Origin of the sequence: Mycobacterium sp. 050272 (assembly GCF_039023525.1) — a bacterium.
Classification (GTDB): domain Bacteria; phylum Actinomycetota; class Actinomycetes; order Mycobacteriales; family Mycobacteriaceae; genus Mycobacterium.
Window position 1 is genome coordinate 71,338 of the sequence record NZ_JBCHKV010000013.1, and the last position, 20,934, is coordinate 92,271.

General features: G+C 67.7%; 16 protein-coding genes and 1 pseudogene. 9 read left to right on the forward strand and 8 right to left on the reverse strand.

Features of this window, described 5'->3' with window-relative positions; genetic code table 11:
* The first annotated feature begins 64 nt into the window (after nt 1-64).
* Together phoU and AAHS21_RS22220 are read left to right on the forward strand one after the other, a co-directional pair.
* On the forward strand, nt 65-730 hold the full coding sequence (phoU, locus tag AAHS21_RS22215) for a phosphate signaling complex protein PhoU (RefSeq protein WP_342929709.1): 666 nt from the start codon (nt 65-67) through the stop codon (nt 728-730).
* Between the two features lie 23 nt (nt 731-753).
* Nucleotides 754-3,656 (forward strand): annotated as a pseudogene (locus AAHS21_RS22220) (arylsulfatase).
* A gap of 302 nt (nt 3,657-3,958) precedes the next feature.
* Here AAHS21_RS22220 and AAHS21_RS22225 read toward each other — a convergent pair.
* Nucleotides 3,959-4,342 (reverse strand): DUF732 domain-containing protein, encoded by a 384-nt coding sequence (locus AAHS21_RS22225; protein ID WP_342929710.1) that lies wholly within the window; start codon nt 4,340-4,342, stop codon nt 3,959-3,961.
* 143 nt (nt 4,343-4,485) lie between these two features.
* Between AAHS21_RS22225 and AAHS21_RS22230 the strand changes: the two genes are divergently transcribed.
* On the forward strand, nt 4,486-5,403 hold the full coding sequence (locus tag AAHS21_RS22230) for a PHB depolymerase family esterase (RefSeq protein WP_342929711.1): 918 nt from the start codon (nt 4,486-4,488) through the stop codon (nt 5,401-5,403).
* A gap of 82 nt (nt 5,404-5,485) precedes the next feature.
* Here AAHS21_RS22230 and nei2 read toward each other — a convergent pair whose 3' ends face one another.
* Genes nei2 through AAHS21_RS22255 form a run of 5 tightly spaced genes read right to left on the reverse strand, consistent with a single transcriptional unit; the run spans nt 5,486 to nt 14,329 of the window.
* A complete protein-coding gene (gene nei2, locus AAHS21_RS22235) occupies nt 5,486-6,241 on the reverse strand; it encodes an endonuclease VIII Nei2 (RefSeq protein ID WP_342929712.1) in 756 nt (251 codons plus the stop codon).
* Between the two features lie 6 nt (nt 6,242-6,247).
* Nucleotides 6,248-10,807 carry an ATP-dependent helicase gene (locus tag AAHS21_RS22240; protein WP_342929713.1) on the reverse strand — a complete coding sequence of 1,520 codons (4,560 nt, stop codon included), beginning with the start codon at nt 10,805-10,807 and terminating at the stop codon, nt 6,248-6,250.
* Between the two features lie 36 nt (nt 10,808-10,843).
* Nucleotides 10,844-11,515, reverse strand: a complete 672-nt coding sequence (locus tag AAHS21_RS22245; RefSeq protein ID WP_096285177.1) for a TetR/AcrR family transcriptional regulator — start codon at nt 11,513-11,515, stop codon at nt 10,844-10,846.
* Nucleotides 11,516-11,561: 46 nt separating this feature from the next.
* Nucleotides 11,562-13,085, reverse strand: coding sequence for an aldehyde dehydrogenase family protein (locus AAHS21_RS22250; protein ID WP_342929714.1), 1,524 nt, complete (start codon nt 13,083-13,085; stop codon nt 11,562-11,564).
* The gene (locus tag AAHS21_RS22255; RefSeq protein WP_342929715.1) at nt 13,082-14,329 is read right to left on the reverse strand and encodes a DUF1338 family protein; all 1,248 of its coding nucleotides are present in this window, start codon (nt 14,327-14,329) and stop codon (nt 13,082-13,084) included. The genes AAHS21_RS22250 and AAHS21_RS22255 overlap by 4 nt, the downstream gene beginning before the upstream one ends.
* A 15-nt stretch (nt 14,330-14,344) precedes the next feature.
* Here AAHS21_RS22255 and AAHS21_RS22260 point away from each other — a divergent pair, with 15 nt between their 5' ends.
* The 6 genes from AAHS21_RS22260 (at nt 14,345) to AAHS21_RS22285 (ending at nt 18,424) form a co-directional block, all read left to right on the forward strand.
* A complete protein-coding gene (locus tag AAHS21_RS22260; RefSeq protein ID WP_342929716.1) occupies nt 14,345-14,797 on the forward strand; it encodes an Lrp/AsnC family transcriptional regulator in 453 nt (150 codons plus the stop codon).
* Nucleotides 14,798-14,849: 52 nt separating this feature from the next.
* Nucleotides 14,850-16,175: an L-lysine 6-transaminase gene (lat, locus tag AAHS21_RS22265; RefSeq protein ID WP_342929717.1), complete on the forward strand. Its 1,326-nt coding sequence runs from the start codon at nt 14,850-14,852 to the stop codon at nt 16,173-16,175.
* A 56-nt stretch (nt 16,176-16,231) separates the two neighbouring features.
* Nucleotides 16,232-16,618, forward strand: a complete 387-nt coding sequence (locus AAHS21_RS22270; protein WP_342929718.1) for a hypothetical protein — start codon at nt 16,232-16,234, stop codon at nt 16,616-16,618.
* A 26-nt stretch (nt 16,619-16,644) separates the two neighbouring features.
* Nucleotides 16,645-16,956, forward strand: a complete 312-nt coding sequence (gene usfY / locus AAHS21_RS22275; RefSeq protein WP_096285189.1) for a protein UsfY — start codon at nt 16,645-16,647, stop codon at nt 16,954-16,956.
* Nucleotides 16,957-17,195: 239 nt separating this feature from the next.
* The gene (locus tag AAHS21_RS22280; protein WP_342929719.1) at nt 17,196-17,633 is read left to right on the forward strand and encodes an ATP-binding protein; all 438 of its coding nucleotides are present in this window, start codon (nt 17,196-17,198) and stop codon (nt 17,631-17,633) included.
* Entirely contained in the window at nt 17,630-18,424 is a 795-nt protein-coding gene (locus tag AAHS21_RS22285; protein ID WP_342929720.1) for an RNA polymerase sigma factor SigF, read from the forward strand. Before AAHS21_RS22280 ends, AAHS21_RS22285 begins: the two co-directional genes overlap by 4 nt.
* Here the strand turns inward: AAHS21_RS22285 and AAHS21_RS22290 are convergent.
* A complete protein-coding gene (locus tag AAHS21_RS22290) occupies nt 18,395-18,817 on the reverse strand; it encodes an STAS domain-containing protein (protein ID WP_342929721.1) in 423 nt (140 codons plus the stop codon). The genes AAHS21_RS22285 and AAHS21_RS22290 overlap by 30 nt on opposite strands.
* Before the next feature lie 193 nt (nt 18,818-19,010).
* Nucleotides 19,011-20,813: an acetyl/propionyl/methylcrotonyl-CoA carboxylase subunit alpha gene (locus tag AAHS21_RS22295; RefSeq protein ID WP_342929722.1), complete on the reverse strand. Its 1,803-nt coding sequence runs from the start codon at nt 20,811-20,813 to the stop codon at nt 19,011-19,013.
* Between the last annotated feature and the right edge of the window lie 121 nt (nt 20,814-20,934).

The following is a 20,934-nucleotide window of genomic DNA, read 5'->3' on the forward strand; positions in this document are numbered from 1 at the left end:
TGCGAGAGGTTCCCGAACACGGCGAACATCGTTGTCGGGCCACTAGCTCAGGGAGGTTTCACGGATGCGTACCGCCTATCACCAACAGCTGGCCGACCTGACGACGCAACTGGGCGAAATGTGCGGCCTGGCGGGTGTCGCGATGAAGCGCGCGACCCGGGCTTTGCTCGAGGCCGACAACGTCGCCGCCGAGCAGGTGATCGGCGACCACGAGCGGATCGTGGCATTGCGGGCCCACGTCGAAAAGGAAGCCTTCGCGCTGCTGGTGTTGCAACAACCGGTGGCCAGCGAATTGCGAGCGGTCTTCAGCTCGATACAAATCATCGCCGACGTGGAACGCATGGGTGCGCTGGCGGTGCATATCGCGAAGATCGCCCGGCGCGAGCACCCCAAGCACGTCCTGCCCGCCGAAGTCGGCGAATACTTCGCGGCCATGGCCAAGGTGGCAATTACGTTGGGCGACAGTGCGAAAAGCGCATTGATATCGTGCGATCCGGGACAAGCCGGTCTGCTGCACGAGCAGGACGACGCGATGGATGACCTGTATCGGGAGCTGTTCGGTGTGCTGATCGATCGGGAATGGCCGCACAGCGTCTCCGTCGGTGTCGAAACGGCATTGCTGGGTCGCTTCTACGAGCGCTTCGCCGACCACGCCGTGGAGATCGGCCGTCGTGTCATCTTCATCAACAGCGGCGTGTTGCCGAGTGAGGATGAGATATCCGCATACTGACGCCGGGGGTCTATAAGTTGGTTATGAGCGAAGAACACACGCTGGTCATCGTTGCCGGCTATCAAGGCCTCGAGGCCGCCCGCGACGACTTTCACACCCTGATCGACCGCGTCAAGGCCAAGAGCCTGCGGGTGCGCGACGCGGTGCTGGTCGGAAAGGACGCCGAGGGCAATCGCGTGTTCGTCGACAGCGGCAATCGCCTCGGCCGTCGCGGCGCCAAGTGGGGTGCCGGCGCGGGCCTGGCCGCGGGACTGCTCTCGCCGGCGTCGGTAATCACGGCGGCAGTCGGCGCCGCGGCCGGCGCCCTGGCTGGCACCTTCTTGAATCAGAAGGTCAAGGGCGGGCTGTCCGACAAGATCGGCGAGCAGATGGCGGTCGACAGCGCATTGATCGTTGTCCTGGCGCCGGCCGAATCCCGGCTTGCCGTCCAGCAGGCGCTGGCCGGATCACCGATGAAATCGGTTGCAGAACTGGCTCATTCGACATTGCGAGGCTTCGGCGCAGCACTACAGGAGGCGATGGGCAAGTTCAACCCGGACCGCACCCGGTTGCCGATACCGCAGCGCGGCTTCGGCGGCACCGTGGGCCGCACCGTGGCGGAGTCGGTGGGGGACTGGACGATCGTGCCCGGCGCCGCCGCACCCGAGGGCGCGCCGAACGTGCTGATCGTGCTGATCGACGACGCCGGCTTCGGCGGGCCGGACACCTTCGGCGGCGCTATCCGCACCCCGACACTGTCCCGGCTGGCGCGTAACGGGTTGGCTTATAACCGCTTTCACGTCACCGCAGTGTGCTCGCCGACCCGCGCGGCGCTGCTGACCGGACGCAACCACCACCGGGTCGGCTTCGGATCGGTGTGCGAGTTTCCCGGCCCTTACCCGGGCTACTCGACGGCCAAGCCGCGCAGCTGCGCCGCGCTACCGCGGATTCTGCGCGACAACGGTTATGTCACAGGCGCTTCGGTAAGTGGCATCTGACTCCGGACAACGTGCAGGGCGCTGCGGGTCCGTTCGACAACTGGCCGCTCGGCTGGGGATTCGACCACTTCTGGGGCTTCCCGTCGGGAGCCGCGGGCCAGTACGACCCGATCATCAGCCAGGACAATTCCGTGCTCGGCATACCGCAGGGCCACGGCGACAAGCCGTACTACTTCCCCGACGATCTCACCGATAAGGCCGTGGAGTGGTTGCACACCGTGCGGGCGGCCAACGCCACCAAGCCGTGGATGATGTACTACGCGACCGGCGCCACCCACGCGCCGCACCACGTGTACGCCGAGTGGGCCGACAAGTATCGCGGTCAATTCGACGAGGGCTGGGATGTGTACCGGCAGAAGACCTTTGAGCGGCAAAAGCAGCTCGGGATCATTCCGCCCGACGCCGAACTCACCGAGCGACCCGATCTGTTTCCGGCGTGGGACAGTCTGTCGCAGACCCAGCGCAAACTCTATGCCCGGCAGATGGAGGTGTTCGCCGGGTTCTCGGAGAACGCCGACTGGAATGTCGGTCGCCTGCTGGACGCGATCGACGGTCTGGGCGAGTCCGACAACACGATGGTCTTCTACATCTGGGGCGACAACGGCGCCAGCATGGAGGGCACCAACACCGGTTCGTTCAATGAAATGACGTTCATCAACGGCCTGGATCTCACCGCCGAGCAGCAGTTGGCACTCATCGAGCAATACGGCGGGATCGAAGCGCTGGGCAACGAGGACACCGCACCGCATTTCGCGAGCGCCTGGGCGCACGCCAACAACACCCCGTATCAGTGGGGCAAACAGATGGGCAGCCACTTGGGCGGCACCCGCGATCCGATGGTGGTGGCCTGGCCGAGCCGGATCCGGCCCGACGCCCGAGTGCGCGAACAGTTCACGCACTGCATCGACATTGCGCCAACGGTGTTGGAGGCCATCGGTTTACCGGAACCGAGCAGTGTCGACGGGTTCGAGCAGGAGCCGATGGACGGCACCAGCTTCATCCACACCTTCGACGATTCGGCGGCACAAGAGCGGCACACCGTGCAGTACTTCGAGAACTTCGGCAGCCGCGCGTTGTACAAGGACGGCTGGTGGGCCTGCGCCCGGTTGGACAAGGCGCCATGGGATTTGTCGCCGCAGACCATGCAGCGATTCGCGCCGGGCAACTACAACCCCGACGACGACGTCTGGGAGCTGTATTACCTGCCCGACGACTTCGCTCAGGCCAACGACCTGGCCGCCGAGCATCCCGACAAGCTCGCCGAGCTGATCGAACTGTGGTGGCACGAAGCCGAAAAGAACCGGGTGCTACCGCTTCTCGGCGGGCTTGCGGTGATGTTCGGCGATCTGCCGCCGCTGCCCACCACCGCGCGGTTCAGCTTCTCCGGAGGCGTGCAGAACATTCAGCGCGGCATGGTGCCGCGCATCTTCGGCCGTTCCTACGCGATCGAGGCGCGGCTGCACATCCCCGAGGCCGGAGCGCAGGGGGTGCTGGTCGCCAACGCCGACTTCATGGGCGGATTCGCGTTGTGGGTCGACGAGGAGCGCAAGCTGCATCACACGTATTCGTTCCTCGGCGTCGAGACCTATCGGCAGGTATCGGCCGAGGCACTGCCCGTCGGCGATGTCACCGTGCGGATGCTGTTCGAATCAGCCCAGCCCGTCGTCGGTTCGGGTGGACGTGTGACGCTGTGGGCCGGCGATCGGTTGATCGGAGAGGGCGAGCTGCCCCAAACGGTGAGTCTGGCCTTCACGTCGTATGCCGGAATGGACATCGGCCGCGACAACGGCTTGGTCGTCGATCGCGAATACGAGGACAGGGCGCCCTACGCGTTCACCGGCACCGTCAAAGAGGTCGTCTTCGACCTGATGCCGGTTCCGGTGAACGCTGAGCAGGCGTTACACGAGCACGCCGCTGTCCAAGCTGTCGGACAGGGAGCGGCCGGCTAACCGTTGTCGCCAGGCAGCACGCGGGTCAAGGCGTCGTGAATACCCTGGTTGATGCGATCCGCGGCCAGTGGGCTGGCGAATGGGGGCGGTGCCCCGCAGGTACAGGAAAATTGGTTGAACACCACATCCGCGCTGGCAGGTGCGGCGAGCCCAACCGTGGCACCCAGAACGATCGCACCACCGATTATTATCTTCGTGATCATTTTTAGTCCTCCGTCTGTTCACCTGTTGTTAAAGTGTACGCACAGGCGGAGGCGCAACGGCTCTGGCTCGCCGTTTTGTGGTGGTTTGTGGCCGTTTCGTTAGGTCGCCGGCGGTGCCGGCGGAGGTGCGGGCTCCGGCGGCGGCTTGTACTGCGGGCAGTAGGCGCGAATGGCCGCGCCGACGAAGTAGCCGGCGTCGTAGTCGGGCAGGCTGCTGCTGTTCTCCACGTCGATGACGACTTCGTTGGGCGTCATCCCCTGGGCAAGGTACTCGCAAACCTTCCGCGCAGCCGCAATGGCAGCGGGGACGGAATCATGGGTGATGCCGTCGGAAATCAGCAGCTGGATGAATTTGTCATCGTTCGCGTCGGCGTGGGCGGCGGGTGCGAGCCCTGCGCCGAGCACGCCAAGCGACACGGCCATCGCTGCTACGAGTCGGGTGCCCGACGGCATCTTCAGGGAGCCGGGCTTGGCAATTTTCACGTTCTTCATCATCGCTCAAATCACGATCGTTGCCAATGTGAGTAACTCTGGCCGGGAGTTGAACATGGCCGTTTTCAGCGCCGGCATATCCAACACCCGCCCGAGGTGATCGAACCGTCACTGCGGTAGGTAATTTGACCCTCATGCCGTATGGACGATTGCTACCGCTGGCGCTGCTGGTGGTCTGTCTTGTCGGCTGCGGCGTGCAGCACGTATCGGCGGCCACGCCGCGCGATCTGGCCGGAAAGTTTCGGTCCGGCGGCCTGGACCGCACCTACGTAATGCACCTGCCACCCGGCGATCCCGTCGGTTTGGTACTCAGCCTGCATGGCGGCGGCGGCAGCGGAAAGGGCCAGAAGGGTCTGACGGACTTCGATGCCGTCGCTGACGCCAACAACCTGCTGGTGGTTTACCCCGACGGTTACGACAAGAGCTGGGCCGACGGGCGGGGAGCTTCGCCCGCCGATCGTCGCCATGTCGACGACGTCGGCTTCCTGGTGGGGCTGGCCGACAAGCTGCGCAACGACTACAACATCGCGCCCGGGCACGTATTCGTCACCGGAATGTCCAACGGCGGCTTCATGTCCAACCGGCTGGCTTGCGATCGTGCTGATGTTTTCTCGGCGATCGCGCCGGTGGCGGGCACGCTGGGCGTCGGCGTGGCGTGTAATCCGTCGCAGCCGGTCTCGGTGTGGGAGGCGCACGGGACTGCCGATCCGCTGGTGCATTTCAACGGCGGGGACGTACGTGGTCGCGGTGGGCTGAGTCACTCCATCTCGGTCAAAACCATGGTGGACAAGTGGCGTTCGGCCGACGGCTGCCAGGGTGACCCGGTGGCCCAGGTATTGCCCAACGTCGGCGACGGCACCGTCGTGCACCGCATCGAATCGACGGCGTGTGCGGCGGCCACCGAGGTGGTGTTCTACCAAATCGACAATGGCGGACACACCTGGCCGGGCGGCAAGCAGTATTTGCCGAGGGCGGTGATCGGGCCGACCACGCGAGTGCTTGACGGATCCGAATCGATCGCGCAATTCTTCCTGGCGCATGCCCGCGACTAGCCGTCGCCGATTCGCAGTGTTTCGCAGGATTTCCCGGCCGGGATGAGCAACGTGTTTCTAAAGTTCGCCCAGAGTTTGGGATTCAGCGCTGACACGACGGGCACCAGTAGGCCACCCGGGCGGCGGTGTCGTCGACGTTGACGCGCGTGCCGCAGCGTCGGCAGCTCTGCCCGGCGCGGCCGTAGACCCACAGCTGCCGGCCCGCCCGGGTGTCGCCGGTGGTGCACCGGTTCCAGCGGAAGCGGTTGGCCCACAGCATGTCGCGGGCTCGCGACACCAAACGGCGCGGGTCTGCGATCGCGCTGACCGGTGCGGTGGGCAAGTGTCCACTGAGGAAACACAATTCGTTGCAGTAGACGTTGCCGACCCCGGCCATCACCCGCTGGTCAAGCAACGCCTCCGCCAGCGGCCGGTCGGGGCTTGCGACCAAGTTCACCGCGGCGAGGTCGGGATCCCAGTCCGGGCCCAGCAGATCGGGTCCCAAATGTGCGACCGCTTCGCCGTCGCGATCGCGGTCGAGAATCTCGAGCACGCCAAGATCGATGCCAACGGCGCGAATATTGCTGGCTTCCAAGATAATACGCGCGCGATGGTCTATCCGCACCGGGCGGTTCCCGACTCGCCAGCTGCCGTCCATTTTCAGGTGTGAGTGGATGCTGGCCCGCCCGACCCGGATGAACAGGTGCTTGCCGCGGCTGATCACCTCGTCGACCACGGTGCCGGTCAGGTCGACGGTGGCGAACTGTGGGACCCGGACGTCGCAGCGGGTCAGCGTTTGCCCGGCCAGGTGCTCGCGCAGCATGGCCGCGGTGTGCCAGACGGTGTCACCCTCGGGCATCGGTCATCACCGCAGCCGCATTCCGCGCGGGGTGCGCGCGAAGCCCGCTTCCGACAGTGCCTCGGTGACGGGACTCGGCCCGCCGGGCAGCGGCTGCAGGGCCGGCACCCCGTCGATGCGTTCGACCAGGATCGACTCGACGCGCCGGGCGGTGACCAGGTCGGCCAGCCCCTGGGCCGCCGCGTGGTGGGCGCCGGGATCGCCGGTGAACGTCAGCAATGTCCGCCCGCCGCGCTCGAGGAACCAGGCCAGCTCACCGTCGACCAGCACGACGAGCGCGCCGGCCTTACGGCCCGGGCGTGGCCCGTCGGTCGCGGGCCAGGGCAGTGCGGCCCCGTACGGGTTGGCGGGGTCGGCGGCGGCCAGCACGACCGCCCGGTATTCGGGTCGCTCCGGGTCGATCCCGTCGAGGTAACCGCGCAGCCGGTCGACGGTGGAGGCGACGGCGAATTGGGCGCCGCCCAGCGACTCCACGAAGTATCCCCGCTGACACCGGCCGGCTTCTTCGAACGTGCTCAGAACCTTGTACAACGTGGCGAACCCCCCCGGCACATTTTCTGCCACCACCGCGCCTCTGGTCAGCACCCCATGCCGGTTGAGCAGCAATTCGGCTTGATAGTGGGCGCGCAGGGTGGAATCGGGCTCCGGGGTCGGCAGCGCCGACCACCGCCCGGCCACGGTGGGGTCGGTGGTCCGGGCGTTCGGATTTGCGACGCTGTACCGGCTCAGCCGCGGCGCCCGGCGGGTGCGGTGGGCGGGAGCCGAGCGTTTGCGGGCCCCGGTGCCCGTCAGCAGCGCGCGCACCGGGGCGAAGGTGTCCCCGGTGATCCAGCCCGCCCAGATCAGTTCCCACAGCGCATCTTTGAGCGCGGATTCGCAGATGCCGTCCTGAGCGAGCTGCCGGAAGAAGTACGCGCCGCCGCCGGCCAGGGTTTCCAGGATCGCGCGATGGGTGTCGGTGAAGTCGATCTCGTCGGGAGTCGTCAGGCTCAGCGGCGCGGAATCGCTGGCGTGCAAAGCAATCCAGCCGTCGCTGCCCGAGATCGACCCGGCGCCCGACCAGGTGACCTCGCCGGCCGCCAGCAGCTCGTCGAGCATCGCCGGCGAATAGCCGGCCACGCGCGGTGCCAGTACCAGCGGCTCGAGCGCCGACGCCGGTATCCGCACCCCGGTCAGCTGATCTATCACTGCCATCAGCCCATCCAGGCCGCTGGCGGCCCCCAGGTGATGCCAGGCCGGCAGGAAGCGTCCGTAGGCGGCGGTGCTGACCGGCTCGACCTGAGCGCGCAGCGCCGCCAGCGAACGCCGCCGCAGTATTCGCAAAACGTCTGCGTCACACCATTGTTCGCCGCCAACTCCGCCGGCACCGCCGGAAGCGATGAAGTCGCCGCGCACCAGCCGGCCGTCACTGGCCAGCCGGTTCAGCACGTCGGCCGTCACGCGCAGCCCCAGCCCGAAGCGGGCCGCGGCCTCGGCGGTGGTGAACGGGGTGCGGGTGCGCGCGTAGCGGCCCAGCAGCTCGCCGAGTGGGTCGGCCACCTGTTCGGTGAAGGTGGCCGGGACGCCCAGCGGGACGGCCACCCCGACCGCGTCGCGCAGGCGGCCGATGTCCTCGATGGCCACCCACCAGCTGCGGCCGGCGAACGACACCGTCAGCGCGCGCCGGGCGGCGCGCAAGCCTTCCAGCCAGCCGCCCACGTCGGCGGCCTCGGATCGCGCGGCGACCTCGTCTTCGGTCAGCGGGCCCAGCAGCCGCAGCAGGTCGGCAACCGCCTCGGCGTCGCGGGCGGCCCGCTCGGCGGTCAGATGCTGCAACTGGCGGCCGGTCGCGGCGATGACGTCCGCGTCGAGCAGCTCCCGCAGCTCGACGCGTCCGAGCAGCTCGGCCAGCAGCGTGCTGTCCAGCGACAGGGCCGCGGCGCGGCGCTCGGCGAGTGGGGAATCGCCTTCATACATGAACGCGCCGACGTAGCCGAAGAGCAGCGACGCGGCGAACGGTGACGGCTTGGGTGTTTCGGCCTCGAGCACCCGCACCCGGCGGTTGGCGATGCCCGTCATCAAATCAACCAGCGCCGGAACGTCGTACACGTCCTGCAGGCATTCCCGGACGGTCTCCAGCACGATCGGGAAGTCGGGATACTTGCGGGCCACGTCCAGCAATTGCGCGGCGCGCTGACGCTGGTGCCACAGCGGCGAGCGGCGGCCGGGGTGGCGCCGCGGCAGCAGCAGCGCGCGCGCCGCGCATTCCCGGAAGCGGGACGCGAACAGCGCCGAGCCGCCCACTTCGGCGGTGACGATCGGGTCGATTTCGTCAGCGTCGAAGACGAAAAGCTCTGCGCCCAGCGGGGCGCCCTCTTGGCTGGAGAGCCCGGTGTCGGGCAGATGCACGACGATGCCGTCGTCGGAAGCGGTCGGCTTCTCGTCGATGCCGTAGCGCTCGGCCAGCCGCCGGCCCACCGCCAGCGCGAGCGGGCCATGCACGCGCAGCCCGTACGGCGAGTGCAGGATCACCCGCCAGTCGCCGAGCTCGTCGCGGAATCGTTCGACCAGCAGGGTGGTGTCGGTGGGCACCGTTGCAGTGGCGGTCCGCTGGTCGTCGAGCAAGACCCACAGGTTGTCGGTCGCGTAGTCGTTGAAACCCAATGCGGCGCAACGTGTTCCGAATTCCTCGCGGTTCAGCCCGGCAAGCTCGCCGGTGAACGCGCCCAGCGCCGCGCCGAGCTCGGCAGGGCGGCCTACGCCGTCGCCGCGCCAGAACGGCAGCCGGGCGGGCAGGCCCGGCGCCGGAATCACCAGCACTCGATCGTGGGTGATCTCGGTGATCCGCCAGCTGGTCGCCCCCAGCGAGATCACATCACCGGGCCGCGACTCGTAGACCATCTCCTCGTCGAGTTCACCTACCCGCGAAGGCTTTTCGGCCTCACTGGCCAGGTAGACGGTGAACATCCCGCGATCGGGGATCGCGCCGCCGGACGTGACGGCCAGCCGCTGCGCACCGGGCCGGGCGGTCAGCGTGCCGGTGTCGCGGTCGTACACCAGGCGCGGTCGCAGTTCGGCGAATTCGGTGGACGGGTACTTGCCGCTCAACAGGTCCAGGGTGGCTTCGAACACGCTGCGCGGCAGGGTCGAGAACGGGGCGCTGCGTCGTACCGTGTCGAACCACCGGTCGGCGTTCAGCGGCTCGAGCGCGGCGGCGGCTACCGTCTGCTGGGCCAGGATGTCGAGCGGGTTGGCCGGCACCCGCATGCTCTCGATCTGCCCGGCCAGCATCCGCTGCACGCTGACCGCGCAACTGATCAGATCGGTGCGGTGCTTGGGGAACAGCACACCTCGGGACACCTCGCCGACCTGATGGCCGGCCCGCCCGATGCGCTGCAAGCCGCTGGCCACCGACGGCGGCGCCTCCACCTGGATCACCAGATCGACGGCACCCATGTCGATGCCCAGCTCCAGGCTCGACGTGGCGACCACGGCCTTGAGTAGCCCGCGTTTGAGGTCCTCTTCGACCAGCGCGCGCTGTTCCTTGCTGACCGAACCGTGGTGCGCGCGAGCCAGCACCGGATCGGCGCCGTAGGTCTGGCCGCTGCCCATGATGTGGGCCGGAGCCCCGCCGGGCACCTTGCGGTTGACCTTTTGATTGTCCGGGTCCGACAGTTCGACACCGCTGCGCTCCGCGTGAATCTCGTTGAGCCGTGCGGTAAGTCGTTCGGCCAGCCGTCGCGAATTGGCGAACACGATGGTCGAGCTGTGCGCTTCGATCAGGTCGACCAGGCGGGCCTCGACGTCGGGCCAGATTGTGTTTTCGGCCAGGTTAGCCATGTCGGGCACCGGCACCTGCACGGTGAGCTGAAAGGATTTGGCCGACGGGGGAGCAACGATCGTGGTCGGGGCGGTACCGGACAGGAACCGCGCGAGCTCCTCGGGCGGGCGCACCGTCGCCGACAGTCCGATGCGCTGCGCGGGCCGCCCGTCCCGCAGGTCTCGGGATAAGTCCTCGAGCCGCTCCAGCGACACCGCCAGGTGTGCGCCGCGCTTGCCCGCGGCGATCGCATGCACCTCGTCGATGATCACCGTCTGTACGCCGGCCAGCGTGTCGCGCGCGGCCGAGGTCAGCATCAGGAACAGCGACTCGGGGGTGGTGATCAGCACGTCGGGCGGGGAGTTGATCAGCTGGCGGCGCTGCGCCGGCGGGGTGTCACCCGAGCGAACCCCGACACTGATGTCGGGGGCGGGCAGGCCGTGGCGCTCGGCGATTCGCCTCAGCCCGGCCAGCGGCGTGCGCAGGTTGCGCTCCACGTCGACCGCTAGCGCCTTGAGCGGCGAGACATACAGCACGCGGGTGCCGCTGCGGCGTTCGTCCGCGCCGGTGGTGCGGGCCAAGGAGTCCAAGGCCCACAGGAACGCCGCCAACGTCTTACCGGATCCGGTCGGCGCTATGACCAGCGTGTTGTTGCCGTCGGCAATGGCATCCCAGGCCGCCGCCTGCGCGGTGGTCGGCGCCGGGAAGGTGCTACTGAACCACTCGCGGGTTATCTCGCTGAACTTCTCGAGTGCTTCGGTGCTCACCTGCCCATGGTGCCAACACACACCGACAGAAACGTGCTACTGCGGTTGATGGCGGGCGGTCGCCATCGCGTGGGCGAGTTCCTCGGGAATCTCGGGAACCCGGGTGATCGCGTCGAGCAGCGTGTGCGCGCACGAGTCGGCCAGGCGCTCGGCACTGGTGGTCGGGTCCATGATGCGCTGACGGCACAACTCGAACGTGAACGCGATCCAGCCGTTGAGGATCACCCGCAGGTCCCGCTCGACGTCGGGCGCCAGCTTCGCCCCCGGAACCGCGGCCACGACCTCATGAATACGGGTCATGATGTGTTCCAGCTGGCGATTCTTGGCATCGTCCTCGACGCCGAGTAGAACCGGGTCGGACCGGCCCAGGCCGACGTAAGCGGCCCAAGCGGCCTCCGGGTTCTGTTCGTGGTAGGCCATGTAGGCCAGCACGCCCATCCGCGCCTCTTCGAACATCGTCAGCCCGGTCATCGGCTCTTTGTTCGTCGCCTCGTAGAGCCGGTCGGCCTCGTCCTTGACCACCGCGGCGAAGAACGCTCGCTTGTCGGGGAAGTAGTGGTACATCAGCGCCCGCGAGACGCCGGCCCGCTCGGCGATCTCGTCGATGCGGACCTCGTCGTAAGGCCGCTTCCCGAATACTTCCGCCCCTAACGCAAGCAGTTCGGCGCGTCGGTCCTCAGGGGACAACCGCCTCCTAGCCGTTGGCATGTGTCAGATAGTACTCACGAAGACGGGCAGACAATTCAGCTTGCGTTTATCCGAACTCCACACCTTGAGCCAAGGGCAGCTCGCTGGAGTAATTCACGGTGTTGGTGGCCCGTCGCATGTAGGCCTTCCACGCGTCCGAGCCGGATTCCCGCCCGCCGCCGGTTTGCTTCTCGCCGCCGAACGCGCCACCGATTTCGGCCCCCGACGTGCCAATATTGACGTTCGCGATGCCGCAGTCGGAGCCGTCCAGGAATCGCTCGGCCTCGCGCAGGTCGGTGGTGAAGATCGCCGACGAGAGCCCTTGCGGCACGCCGTTGTTGAGCGCGATCGCGTCGTCCAGGGCGTCGTAGGTGAGCACGTAGAGGATCGGCGCGAACGTCTCGGCGGCCACGATGTCGCTCTGTGCGGGCATGCGCACCACCGCCGGTGCGACGTAGTAGGCGCTGGGATACGCCTCGCCCCAGACGTCCTGGTAGTCGCCGCCCATCACCTCGCCGCCCTCGGCGCGCGCCTGTTCCAGCGCGCCGACCATGTCGCGGTAGGCGGTCTCGTGGATCAGCGGGCCGATGAGCGTGCCCGGCGCCGACGGGTCGCCGATCGGCAACTGCCGGTACGCGGCGGCCACCCGCTCGACGACCACGTCGGCCAGCGAGCGGTGCACGATCAGCCGGCGCAGGCTGGTGCAGCGCTGACCGGCGGTGCCGGCGGCGGCGAACACGATGGCGCGCAGCGCCAGATCCAGGTCGGCCGACGGCGTCACGATCGCGGCGTTGTTGCCGCCCAGCTCCAGCAGCGCCCGCCCGAAGCGCGCGGCCACCCGCGGACCCACCTGCCGGCCCATCCGCACCGAACCCGTCGCGGACACCAGCGCGACCCGCGGGTCGTCGACCAGCCGCTCGCCCAGGTCGCGTTCGCCCAGCACCAACTGGCTCACCGCGGGCGGCGCACCGACGTCGGCGGCGGCCCGCCCGATCAGCGCGTGGGCGGCCAGCGCGGTCAACGGCGTCAGCTCGGAGGGCTTCCATACCACCGTGTCCCCGCAGACCAGGGCCACCGCGGTGTTCCACGCCCACACCGCGACCGGGAAGTTGAACGCGGTGATGACCCCGACCACGCCCAGCGGATGCCAGGTCTCGGCCAGCCGGTGCCCGGGGCGCTCCGAGGCGATGGTCCGGCCGTAGAGCTGGCGCGACAGGCCGACCGCGAACTGGCAGATGTCGATCATCTCCTGCACTTCGCCGAGGGCTTCGGAGGTGATCTTGCCGACCTCGAGCGTCACCAGCGTCGCGAGGTCGTTCTGGTGTGCGGTGAGCAGCTCGCCGAGGCGGGCCACCAGGGCACCGCGCACCGGGGCCGGGGTGGCGCGCCACGTGGTGAAGGCCTCGGCGGCCGCGGCGATCGCGCGGTCGGCCTGCTCGGGCGTGGTCTGTTCGACGGTGAAAAGCACCTCACCGGTGATCGGCGTGCTGGCCGCCAGGCCATGTCCGTCGGGCTCGCCGAGGCTGACGTCGGCGCCCGTCGCCCGCAGGGCCTGACGTGCCCGGGCGCGCAACTCGTCAGAGGTCGTCATGCCGATGCCTCCTCGTAGAGCAGATAGGGGTCATGGATATGGTGGCCGATCGCCCCGGCCAGCCACTCGGCGCTGTAGCCAGCATCGTCGATGCCCTCCGCGGTCCTGAAGGCCGCCCGGGCGTCGCGTTCCAGGTTGGACCGGAAGATGCCCGCCGCCGAGGCCGGCAGGAAGTCTTCGTAGACGATCGGGGCCGCCGGGTCACCGCCGCGGTAGTAGGCCAGGCCCTCGGCGGCCATCTCCGTGTCGGTCGACGGGAAGTGGTCGCTCCAGACTTCGGCGGGATCCTCGGCGGCCATTGCGGCGTCGTAGCGTTCGCGCCCGCGCGGGGTCAGCGCCACACCGCGCGCCTCCACCTCGCCGAACCGCACCCGCAGACTCCCCGCCGTCACGGTCCCGTCGCGACCGCGAAACAGACATGATTCGGCCAGCGCGCGAAATGACGTCTGGCGCAACAACACCGCGGGTCCGTCGGTGCGCGGCGGGCCCTGGATGGCATCGATCATCGTGATGCCGCGCCCGGTCATCCGCTGGTACAGCTCGTCGATGTCCAGGACGCGCGGCGTCAGATGGTTGATGTGGGTGGAACCCACGCCGGCGATGTCGGCGGCCACCGCACAGACCCGGGACAACTCGTCGTACCAGGCCTTGTTGATCGGCTCCCGCGACAGCGCGAAGGCGCCCACCGCCGCGGCGACGAACGCGTCGGCTTCCTCGGCGTCGCAGGCACCCTCGGCGGCGATCAACCGGGCCCGACCGAGCAGCGCGGGGTCGAACAGCTCGCGGCGCGCGAGGAACGTCTCGACGCGGGTCCGCAGGTCGGGATCGAAGTACCGCGCGTCGCGGGTGGCCAGCATCGACGTGAACACCCGAAAAGGATTGCGCGCCAACTCGTTTGTATCGATGGGCCGAAAAGCGGTCGATACCACCGGAATCGGCGTGCGGGCGCGACGTAGGTCGTAGTACCCGACGGGTCTCATGCCGAACGCCGCGAACAAGTCCGCGATCGCGGCCAGTTCGGCCGGGCTGCCCACCCGGATGGCGCCGTGCCGTTCGGCGGTGACCCGTGCCAAGGAGCCCAGACGTTCGGCGCCGCGATGGCGTGCCACGTGCTCGGCGTTGACCTGTTCGCTGACCTCGACCAGGGTGCCGTAGGCGGGCACCTCGCCGGCATACATCGCCGACAACCCCGCCGCGAAGCGCTCGCGGAGCTGCCAGGTCACCAGCCTTTTGACGCGGCTCACGGTTAATCTCTGGCCATGAGTGAGTCGCTCGACGACATCGACCGGATTCTGGTGCGCCGCCTGGTTGCCGACGGACGCGCCACCCTCGCGGAGTTGGCCGCGAGTGCGGGCCTGTCGGTCTCGGCAGTGCAGTCCCGGGTGCGCCGGCTGGAGGCCCGCGGCGTGATCTCGGGGTACGCCGCGCGGATCGACCCCGAAGCGATCGGGCACGTGCTATCGGCGTTTGTGGCCATCACTCCTCTTGATCCTTCCCAACCCGATGATGCGCCCGCCCGCCTGGCACACATCGAGGAGATCGAGGCGTGCCACTCGGTGGCGGGCGAGGAAAGCTATGTCCTGCTGGTGCGCGTCAAGTCCGCGCGGGCGCTCGAGGATCTGCTGCAGCGAATCCGGACCGCGGCCAACGTCCAGACCCGAAGCACGATCATACTCAATACTTTTTACAGCGATCGGCAATATATACCATAAAAGATACGGCAATATCGTCATAAATCCGTAAATAGTCAGATAGCATGGCGGTATGACTGCCGTCCTGTCGCAAGCCCACGGCGTCCACGACGTGTTGTCGCGCAGCATGCTGGTCGATGGTTTTGATTTCGTGCTCGACCTGACCCGGTCGTGCGGCTCGTATCTGGTCGACGCCCGCGACGGCCGGCGCTATCTCGACATGTTCACCTTCTTCGCCTCGTCGGCGCTCGGGATGAACCATCCGGCCCTGGCCGACGACGCGGAGTTCCGCGCCGAACTGACCGTGGCCGCGCTGAACAAGCCGAGCAACGCCGATGTGTACACCGCGGCCATGGCCGGCTTCGTCGAGACCTTCGCCCGGGTGCTGGGCGACCCGGCGCTGCCGCATCTGTTCTTCATCGACGGCGGCGCACTCGCGGTGGAGAACGCCCTCAAGGTGGCCTTCGACTGGAAGAGCCGGTACAACGAAAAGCGCGGGATTGATCCCGAGCTGGGCACCCGGGTGCTGCACCTGCGCGGTGCCTTCCACGGCCGCAGCGGCTACACACTGTCGCTGACCAACACCAAGCCGGTCACCGTGGCCCGCTTCCCGAAGTTCGACTGGCCGCGCATCGACGCGCCGTACATCCGGCCGGGCCTGAACAAGACGGACATGGACGCGGCCGAAGCCGAGTCGCTGCGCCAGGCCCGGGCGGCGTTCGAGGCCCACCCGCACGACATCGCCTGCTTCATCGCCGAACCCATCCAGGGCGAGGGCGGCGACCGCCACTTCCGGCCCCAGTTCTTCGCGGCGATGCGCGCACTGTGCGACGAACACGATGCGTTGCTGATCTTCGACGAGGTGCAGACCGGCTGCGGGCTGACCGGAACCCCTTGGGCCTACCAGCAATTGGGCGTGCAGCCCGACGTGGTGGCATTCGGCAAGAAGACCCAGGTGTGCGGGGTGATGGCCGGCCGGCGGGTCGACGAGGTCGCCGACAACGTCTTCGCCGTCTCCTCCCGGATCAACTCGACGTGGGGCGGCAATCTGACCGACATGGTGCGGGCGCGGCGCATCCTCGAAATCATCGAGGCCGACGGACTGTTCGATCGGGCCGCCGAGCGGGGCCGCTATCTGCTGGGCCGGCTGGTCGAGCTCGCCGGCGAGTTCGGCGCGCTGGTGTCCGACCCCCGCGGTCGGGGGCTGATGTGCGCGTTCAGCCTGCCGACCGCCGCCGGTCGTGACGAGTTGATCAGCCGGCTGTGGCACCGGGGTGTGATCGTGTTACCCGCCGGAGACGACGGCGTGCGATTCCGTCCAGCGCTAACGGTGTCGCGGGCCGAAATCGACGTGGCTGTCGCGTCGGTGCGTGACTGTCTGAGAGAAATGGGTAACTAATCCGTCGGTGCGGACGAAACACACATGGAGTCAGCACGCGGAATATGAGGTTCTCGATGCCGAAAGCAGATGAGCGATCACGGGGTGATCGTCTGGGTTCCGAAGACGGCGAGGTGCGCGCCGCCGTCCGCTTTGCCGTCTTGGCGGCGGCCGCGGGAGTCGGATTCATCGTGATGGCCGCGTTGTGGGTCAGCACCTGCCCGGGAACGGGCGTGGACACGGCCGCCTGCGGGGTGCCGCAGCGCACCTTGCTGGCCGTCGGGGGTCCGCTGATCCTGTTGGCCGGCGGCCTGTGGGCGTTCGTGCGGACCTACCGGGTATGGCGGGTCGAGGGCACCTGGTGGGGATGGCACGGCGCGGGCTGGTTCTTGTTGACGCTGATGATCGTCGCGGTCTCCATGGGTGTTCCGGCGATTGCCGGTCCGGCGCTGGGGGGCTCATAATCAGAGGTGCGACCCTAGGAGCAGCCATGGGAGACACCTATCACGACCCCGTCGACCATTTGCGGACGACGCGGCCGCTCGCCGGCGAATCACTGATCGACGTACTGCACTGGCCCGGATACCTGATGGTGGTGGCCGGGGTGGTCGCGGTGTGCGGAAGCCTTGCGGCATTCGGCACCGGACATCAGCACGAGGGCATGACCGCAGGGGTGACGGCGCTTGTCGTCACGGTGGTGGGCCTGGTGTGGCTGGCAGCCGAACACCGACGGGTGCGCCGGATCTTCGATCGGTGGTACCTCGACCACCCCGATGCGGTCAGGCAGTCGCCAGATTCGTAGGTTATCCGCGACATCGAGTGGGTATCAGGTCTAAACCATGATGAGTGCCCATGATGATTTTGTGCGCAGCGCCTGTGATTCTGGATCGCCGGTGGTGTCTGGCGCGTCCATGCCGAGCGACATTCCCCGGCCGCGATGAGGGCTGACCACGCGATGAGGGCTGACCAGGTGGGCTGTCCCGACCAATGGAGCGCCCCTAAGCGAGGGGTAGTGTGAGCCAAACGTTGCCGGGAGACCATATGACCGATGTTGGATTGCGCGCTGACAAGCGTCAGCGCGGCCACAGAGCCGTCGAATTACATGTTGCTGCTCGCCTGGAGAACCTCGCCATGCTGCGCACGCTGGTGGGTGCGATCGGCACTTACGAGGACCTGGATTTCGACGCCGTGGCGGATCTGCGGCTCGCGGTCGACGAGGTATGCACGCGGTTGATCCGGTCGGCTACCCCGGATGCGACGCTGATCGTGGTGGTCGACCCGCGCGAAGACGAATTGGTGGTCGAGGCGTCCGCCGCGTGCGACACCCACGACGTCGTCTCGCCGGGCAGCTTCAGCTGGCACGTCCTGACGTCGCTGGCCGACGACGTCCAAACTTTCCACGACGGTCGTGAACCCACTGCAACCGGCAGCGTCTTCGGTATCAAGTTGACGGCGCGACGGGCGGCCGCTAGCCGGTGACAGCGCAAGCTGACGGCGGTTCGGGCTCGTCACGCCCAAACGAATACGCCGATGTTCCGGATATGTTCCGTGAGCTGGCCACTGTCTCGGCCGACTCGGCGGAATTCCAGCGCCAACGGGACAAGATCGTCGAGCGGTGCTTGCCGCTGGCCGATCACATCGCCCGCCGGTTCGAGGGTCGCGGCGAACCGCGCGACGACCTGGTTCAGGTTGCGCGCGTGGGATTGGTCAATGCCGTGGTGCGCTTCGACGTCGACGCCGGATCGGACTTCGTGTCGTTCGCGGTGCCCACGATCATGGGTGAGGTCCGCCGGCACTTCCGGGACAACAGCTGGTCGGTCAAGGTGCCGCGACGCCTCAAGGAGCTGCATCTGCGGCTCGGCAGCGCGACCGCCGACCTGTCGCAGCGCCTGGGGCGGGCGCCCACCGCAACCGAACTCGCGGCCGAGCTGGAAATGGATCGCGCCGAGGTCGTCGAGGGTCTGGTAGCGGGCAGCTCGTACAACACCCTGTCCATCGACAGCGGTGGGGGCGGCGGCGACGAAGAGGACGCGCGGGCCATCGCGGACACGCTGGGTGACGTCGACGCCAGCATCGATCGCATCGAGGACCGCGAGTCGCTACGTCCGTTGCTGGAGAGCCTGCCCGAGCGAGAGCGAACGGTGTTGGTGCTCAGGTTCTTTGAGTCGATGACGCAGACTCAGATCGCCGAACGAGTCGGCATTTCGCAGATGCACGTCTCGCGGCTGCTGGCTAAATCGCTAGCTCGGCTCCGCGACCAGCTGGAGTAGCGGCCGCGCGTTGGGGCTCACGCTCCACGCGACCCGCTCCAGCAGCGGCTCCTGCATCGGTGTCGTCACCGGCAGGGTGCCATCCGGGTCGCACACCCGCAACAGCCGCATCACCGCCGGGCTGGGCACCATCGCCCAGCTGAGTTGGGCGCCCGAGCACACCACGTTGATACGGTGCAGCGCCGAAAAACCAGATGTACCAATGAAATCGAGACTGCGTAGATCGAGGATCACGCGCTTGGCGCGGCGCGCATTGCGCTGCACGTAGATCGCCAGCTGGTCGGAGTTCGCGGCGTCGAGTTCACCGTCGACCGTGATGACGGTGCCCGACGCGCTCCAGGTGGCGCTGAATTGAGCCGTGCGGCATTGCTGCCAGGATTGGGCCACAGACATTGCTTCACTCCCTCGTACCGAGGATTGGTGTGAGGACTATGCCAACGGTGAAACGCTGAAGGTGGGAATTCGCCTTCCGCGCGGCGCTCACATAGTCCGGGCGGCTGTGAACTCAACCTGACTCGAACCCTACCCCCGGTGCCGGAAGCCGACAACGTTTACTTAGCTGATTCCCAGGTAGCCTGGTCAGCAGCTATTTGATTTCGGCGAGGACCGTGCCCTGGGTGATGGCGATGCCGGCTTCCACCGCAAGGCCGGTGATGGTGCCGTCCTTGTGGGCGGTGACCGGGTTCTCCATCTTCATCGCTTCGAGGACCACCACCAGTTCCCCGACCACGACCTGCTGGCCCTCCTCGACCGCGACCTTGACCACGGTGCCCTGCATCGGAGCGGTCACCGCGTCGCCCGAGGCCGCCGCGCCGCCGTGCGCCCCGCGCTTGCGCGGCTTCGGCTTCTTGCGGACGACGCCGGCGCCGGTCACGCCGGTACCGCCACCGTTGGACAGCGCCAGATCGCCGGGCAGCGACACCTCGAGCCGGCGGCCGTCGACCTCGACGACCACCTTTTGCCGGGGCTGAGTCTCCTCCTCGTCGAGCGGCTCACCGCCGGTGAACGGCTCGACGGTGTTGTCCCACTCCGTCTCGATCCAGCGGGTGTGCACCGCGAAACTCTTCCCGTCGCCGATGAACGCCGGGTCGGACACCACGGCGCGGTGGAACGGGATGACCGTGGCCAGGCCCTCGACGTGGAATTCGTCCAGCGCGCGGCGCGAGCGCGCCAGCGCCTCCTCGCGGGTGGCGCCGTACACGATCAGCTTGGACAGCATCGAGTCGAACTGGCCGCCGATCACCGAGCCCGCCTCGACGCCGGAGTCCAGCCGCACGCCGGGGCCGGTCGGGATGTCGTAGCGGGTGACCGGTCCGGGTGCCGGCAGGAAGCCGCGGCCGGCGTCCTCGCCGTTGATCCGGAATTCGATCGCGTGCCCGCGCGGTGTCGGGTCCTCGGTGATGTCCAGCTTTTCGCCGTTGGCGATCTTGAACTGCTGCAGCACCAGGTCGATGCCCGCGGTCTCCTCGGTGACCGGGTGCTCAACCTGTAGACGGGTGTTGACCTCGAGGAACGAGATCAGGCCGTCCTGGCCCACCAGGTATTCGACGGTTCCCGCGCCGTAGTAGTGCGCCTCTTTGCAGATCCGCTTGGCCGACTCGTGGATCTCCTTGCGCTGCGCGTCGGTGAGGAACGGCGCCGGGGCCTCCTCGACCAGCTTCTGGAAGCGGCGCTGCAGCGAGCAGTCGCGGGTGCCGGCGACGATGACGTTGCCGTGCTGGTCGGCGATCACCTGGGCCTCGACGTGGCGCGGCTTGTCCAGGTAGCGCTCGACGAAGCATTCACCGCGACCGAAGGCCGCGACGGCCTCACGGGTGGCCGACTCGAACAGCTCGGGGATCTCTTCGATGCTGCGGGCCACCTTCATGCCGCGGCCACCACCACCGAAGGCCGCCTTGATCGCGACCGGCACGCCGTACTCCTTGGCGAAGGCCACCACCTCGTCGGCATCCTTGACCGGATCGGGGGTGCCGGGCACCAGCGGCGCCTGGGCGCGAGCGGCGATGTGGCGGGCGGTGACCTTGTCGCCGAGATCGCGGATCGACTGCGGGCTGGGCCCGATCCAGATCAGGTTGGCGTCCAGGACCGCCTGGGCGAAATCGGCGTTCTCCGACAGGAAGCCGTAACCCGGGTGGATGGCGTTGGCGCCGGACTTGGCCGCCGCGTCGAGAATTTTGCCGAAGTCCAGGTAGGACTCGGCGGAAGTCTGACCGCCCAGGGCGAACGCCTCGTCGGCCAGACGCACGTGGGGCGCGTCGGCGTCGGGCTCGGCGTACACCGCCACGCTGGACAGGCCCGCGTCGCGGGCCGCCCGGATCACCCGGACAGCGATTTCGCCGCGGTTGGCGACGAGCACCTTGGAGATCCTTGAGCTGGCGTGACTGGCCACTGCGCCTCCTGTTTTGGCCTATCGGCAGAGATTGTTCTGCGTGCGTCTCTAAGAGAATTTCTTACAACGATTTCGGGGGAAGTCTAAGCGCCGCGCCGTCGGGACGATGAGGCGGTGTCGG

Bases quoted from the DNA above. Each gene is read 5' to 3' on its own strand.
- phoU (WP_342929709.1), top strand. From the start codon at position 65: ATGCGTACCGCCTATCACCAACAGCTGGCCGACCTGACGACGCAACTG.
- AAHS21_RS22230 (WP_342929711.1), top strand. From the start codon at position 4,486: ATGCCGTATGGACGATTGCTACCGCTGGCGCTGCTGGTGGTCTGTCTT.
- nei2 (WP_342929712.1), bottom strand. From the start codon at position 6,241: ATGCCCGAGGGTGACACCGTCTGGCACACCGCGGCCATGCTGCGCGAG.
- AAHS21_RS22245 (WP_096285177.1), bottom strand. From the start codon at position 11,515: ATGCCAACGGCTAGGAGGCGGTTGTCCCCTGAGGACCGACGCGCCGAA.
- AAHS21_RS22250 (WP_342929714.1), bottom strand. From the start codon at position 13,085: ATGACGACCTCTGACGAGTTGCGCGCCCGGGCACGTCAGGCCCTGCGG.
- AAHS21_RS22260 (WP_342929716.1), top strand. From the start codon at position 14,345: ATGAGTGAGTCGCTCGACGACATCGACCGGATTCTGGTGCGCCGCCTG.
- lat (WP_342929717.1), top strand. From the start codon at position 14,850: ATGACTGCCGTCCTGTCGCAAGCCCACGGCGTCCACGACGTGTTGTCG.
- AAHS21_RS22270 (WP_342929718.1), top strand. From the start codon at position 16,232: ATGCCGAAAGCAGATGAGCGATCACGGGGTGATCGTCTGGGTTCCGAA.
- usfY (WP_096285189.1), top strand. From the start codon at position 16,645: ATGGGAGACACCTATCACGACCCCGTCGACCATTTGCGGACGACGCGG.
- AAHS21_RS22280 (WP_342929719.1), top strand. From the start codon at position 17,196: ATGACCGATGTTGGATTGCGCGCTGACAAGCGTCAGCGCGGCCACAGA.
- AAHS21_RS22290 (WP_342929721.1), bottom strand. From the start codon at position 18,817: ATGTCTGTGGCCCAATCCTGGCAGCAATGCCGCACGGCTCAATTCAGC.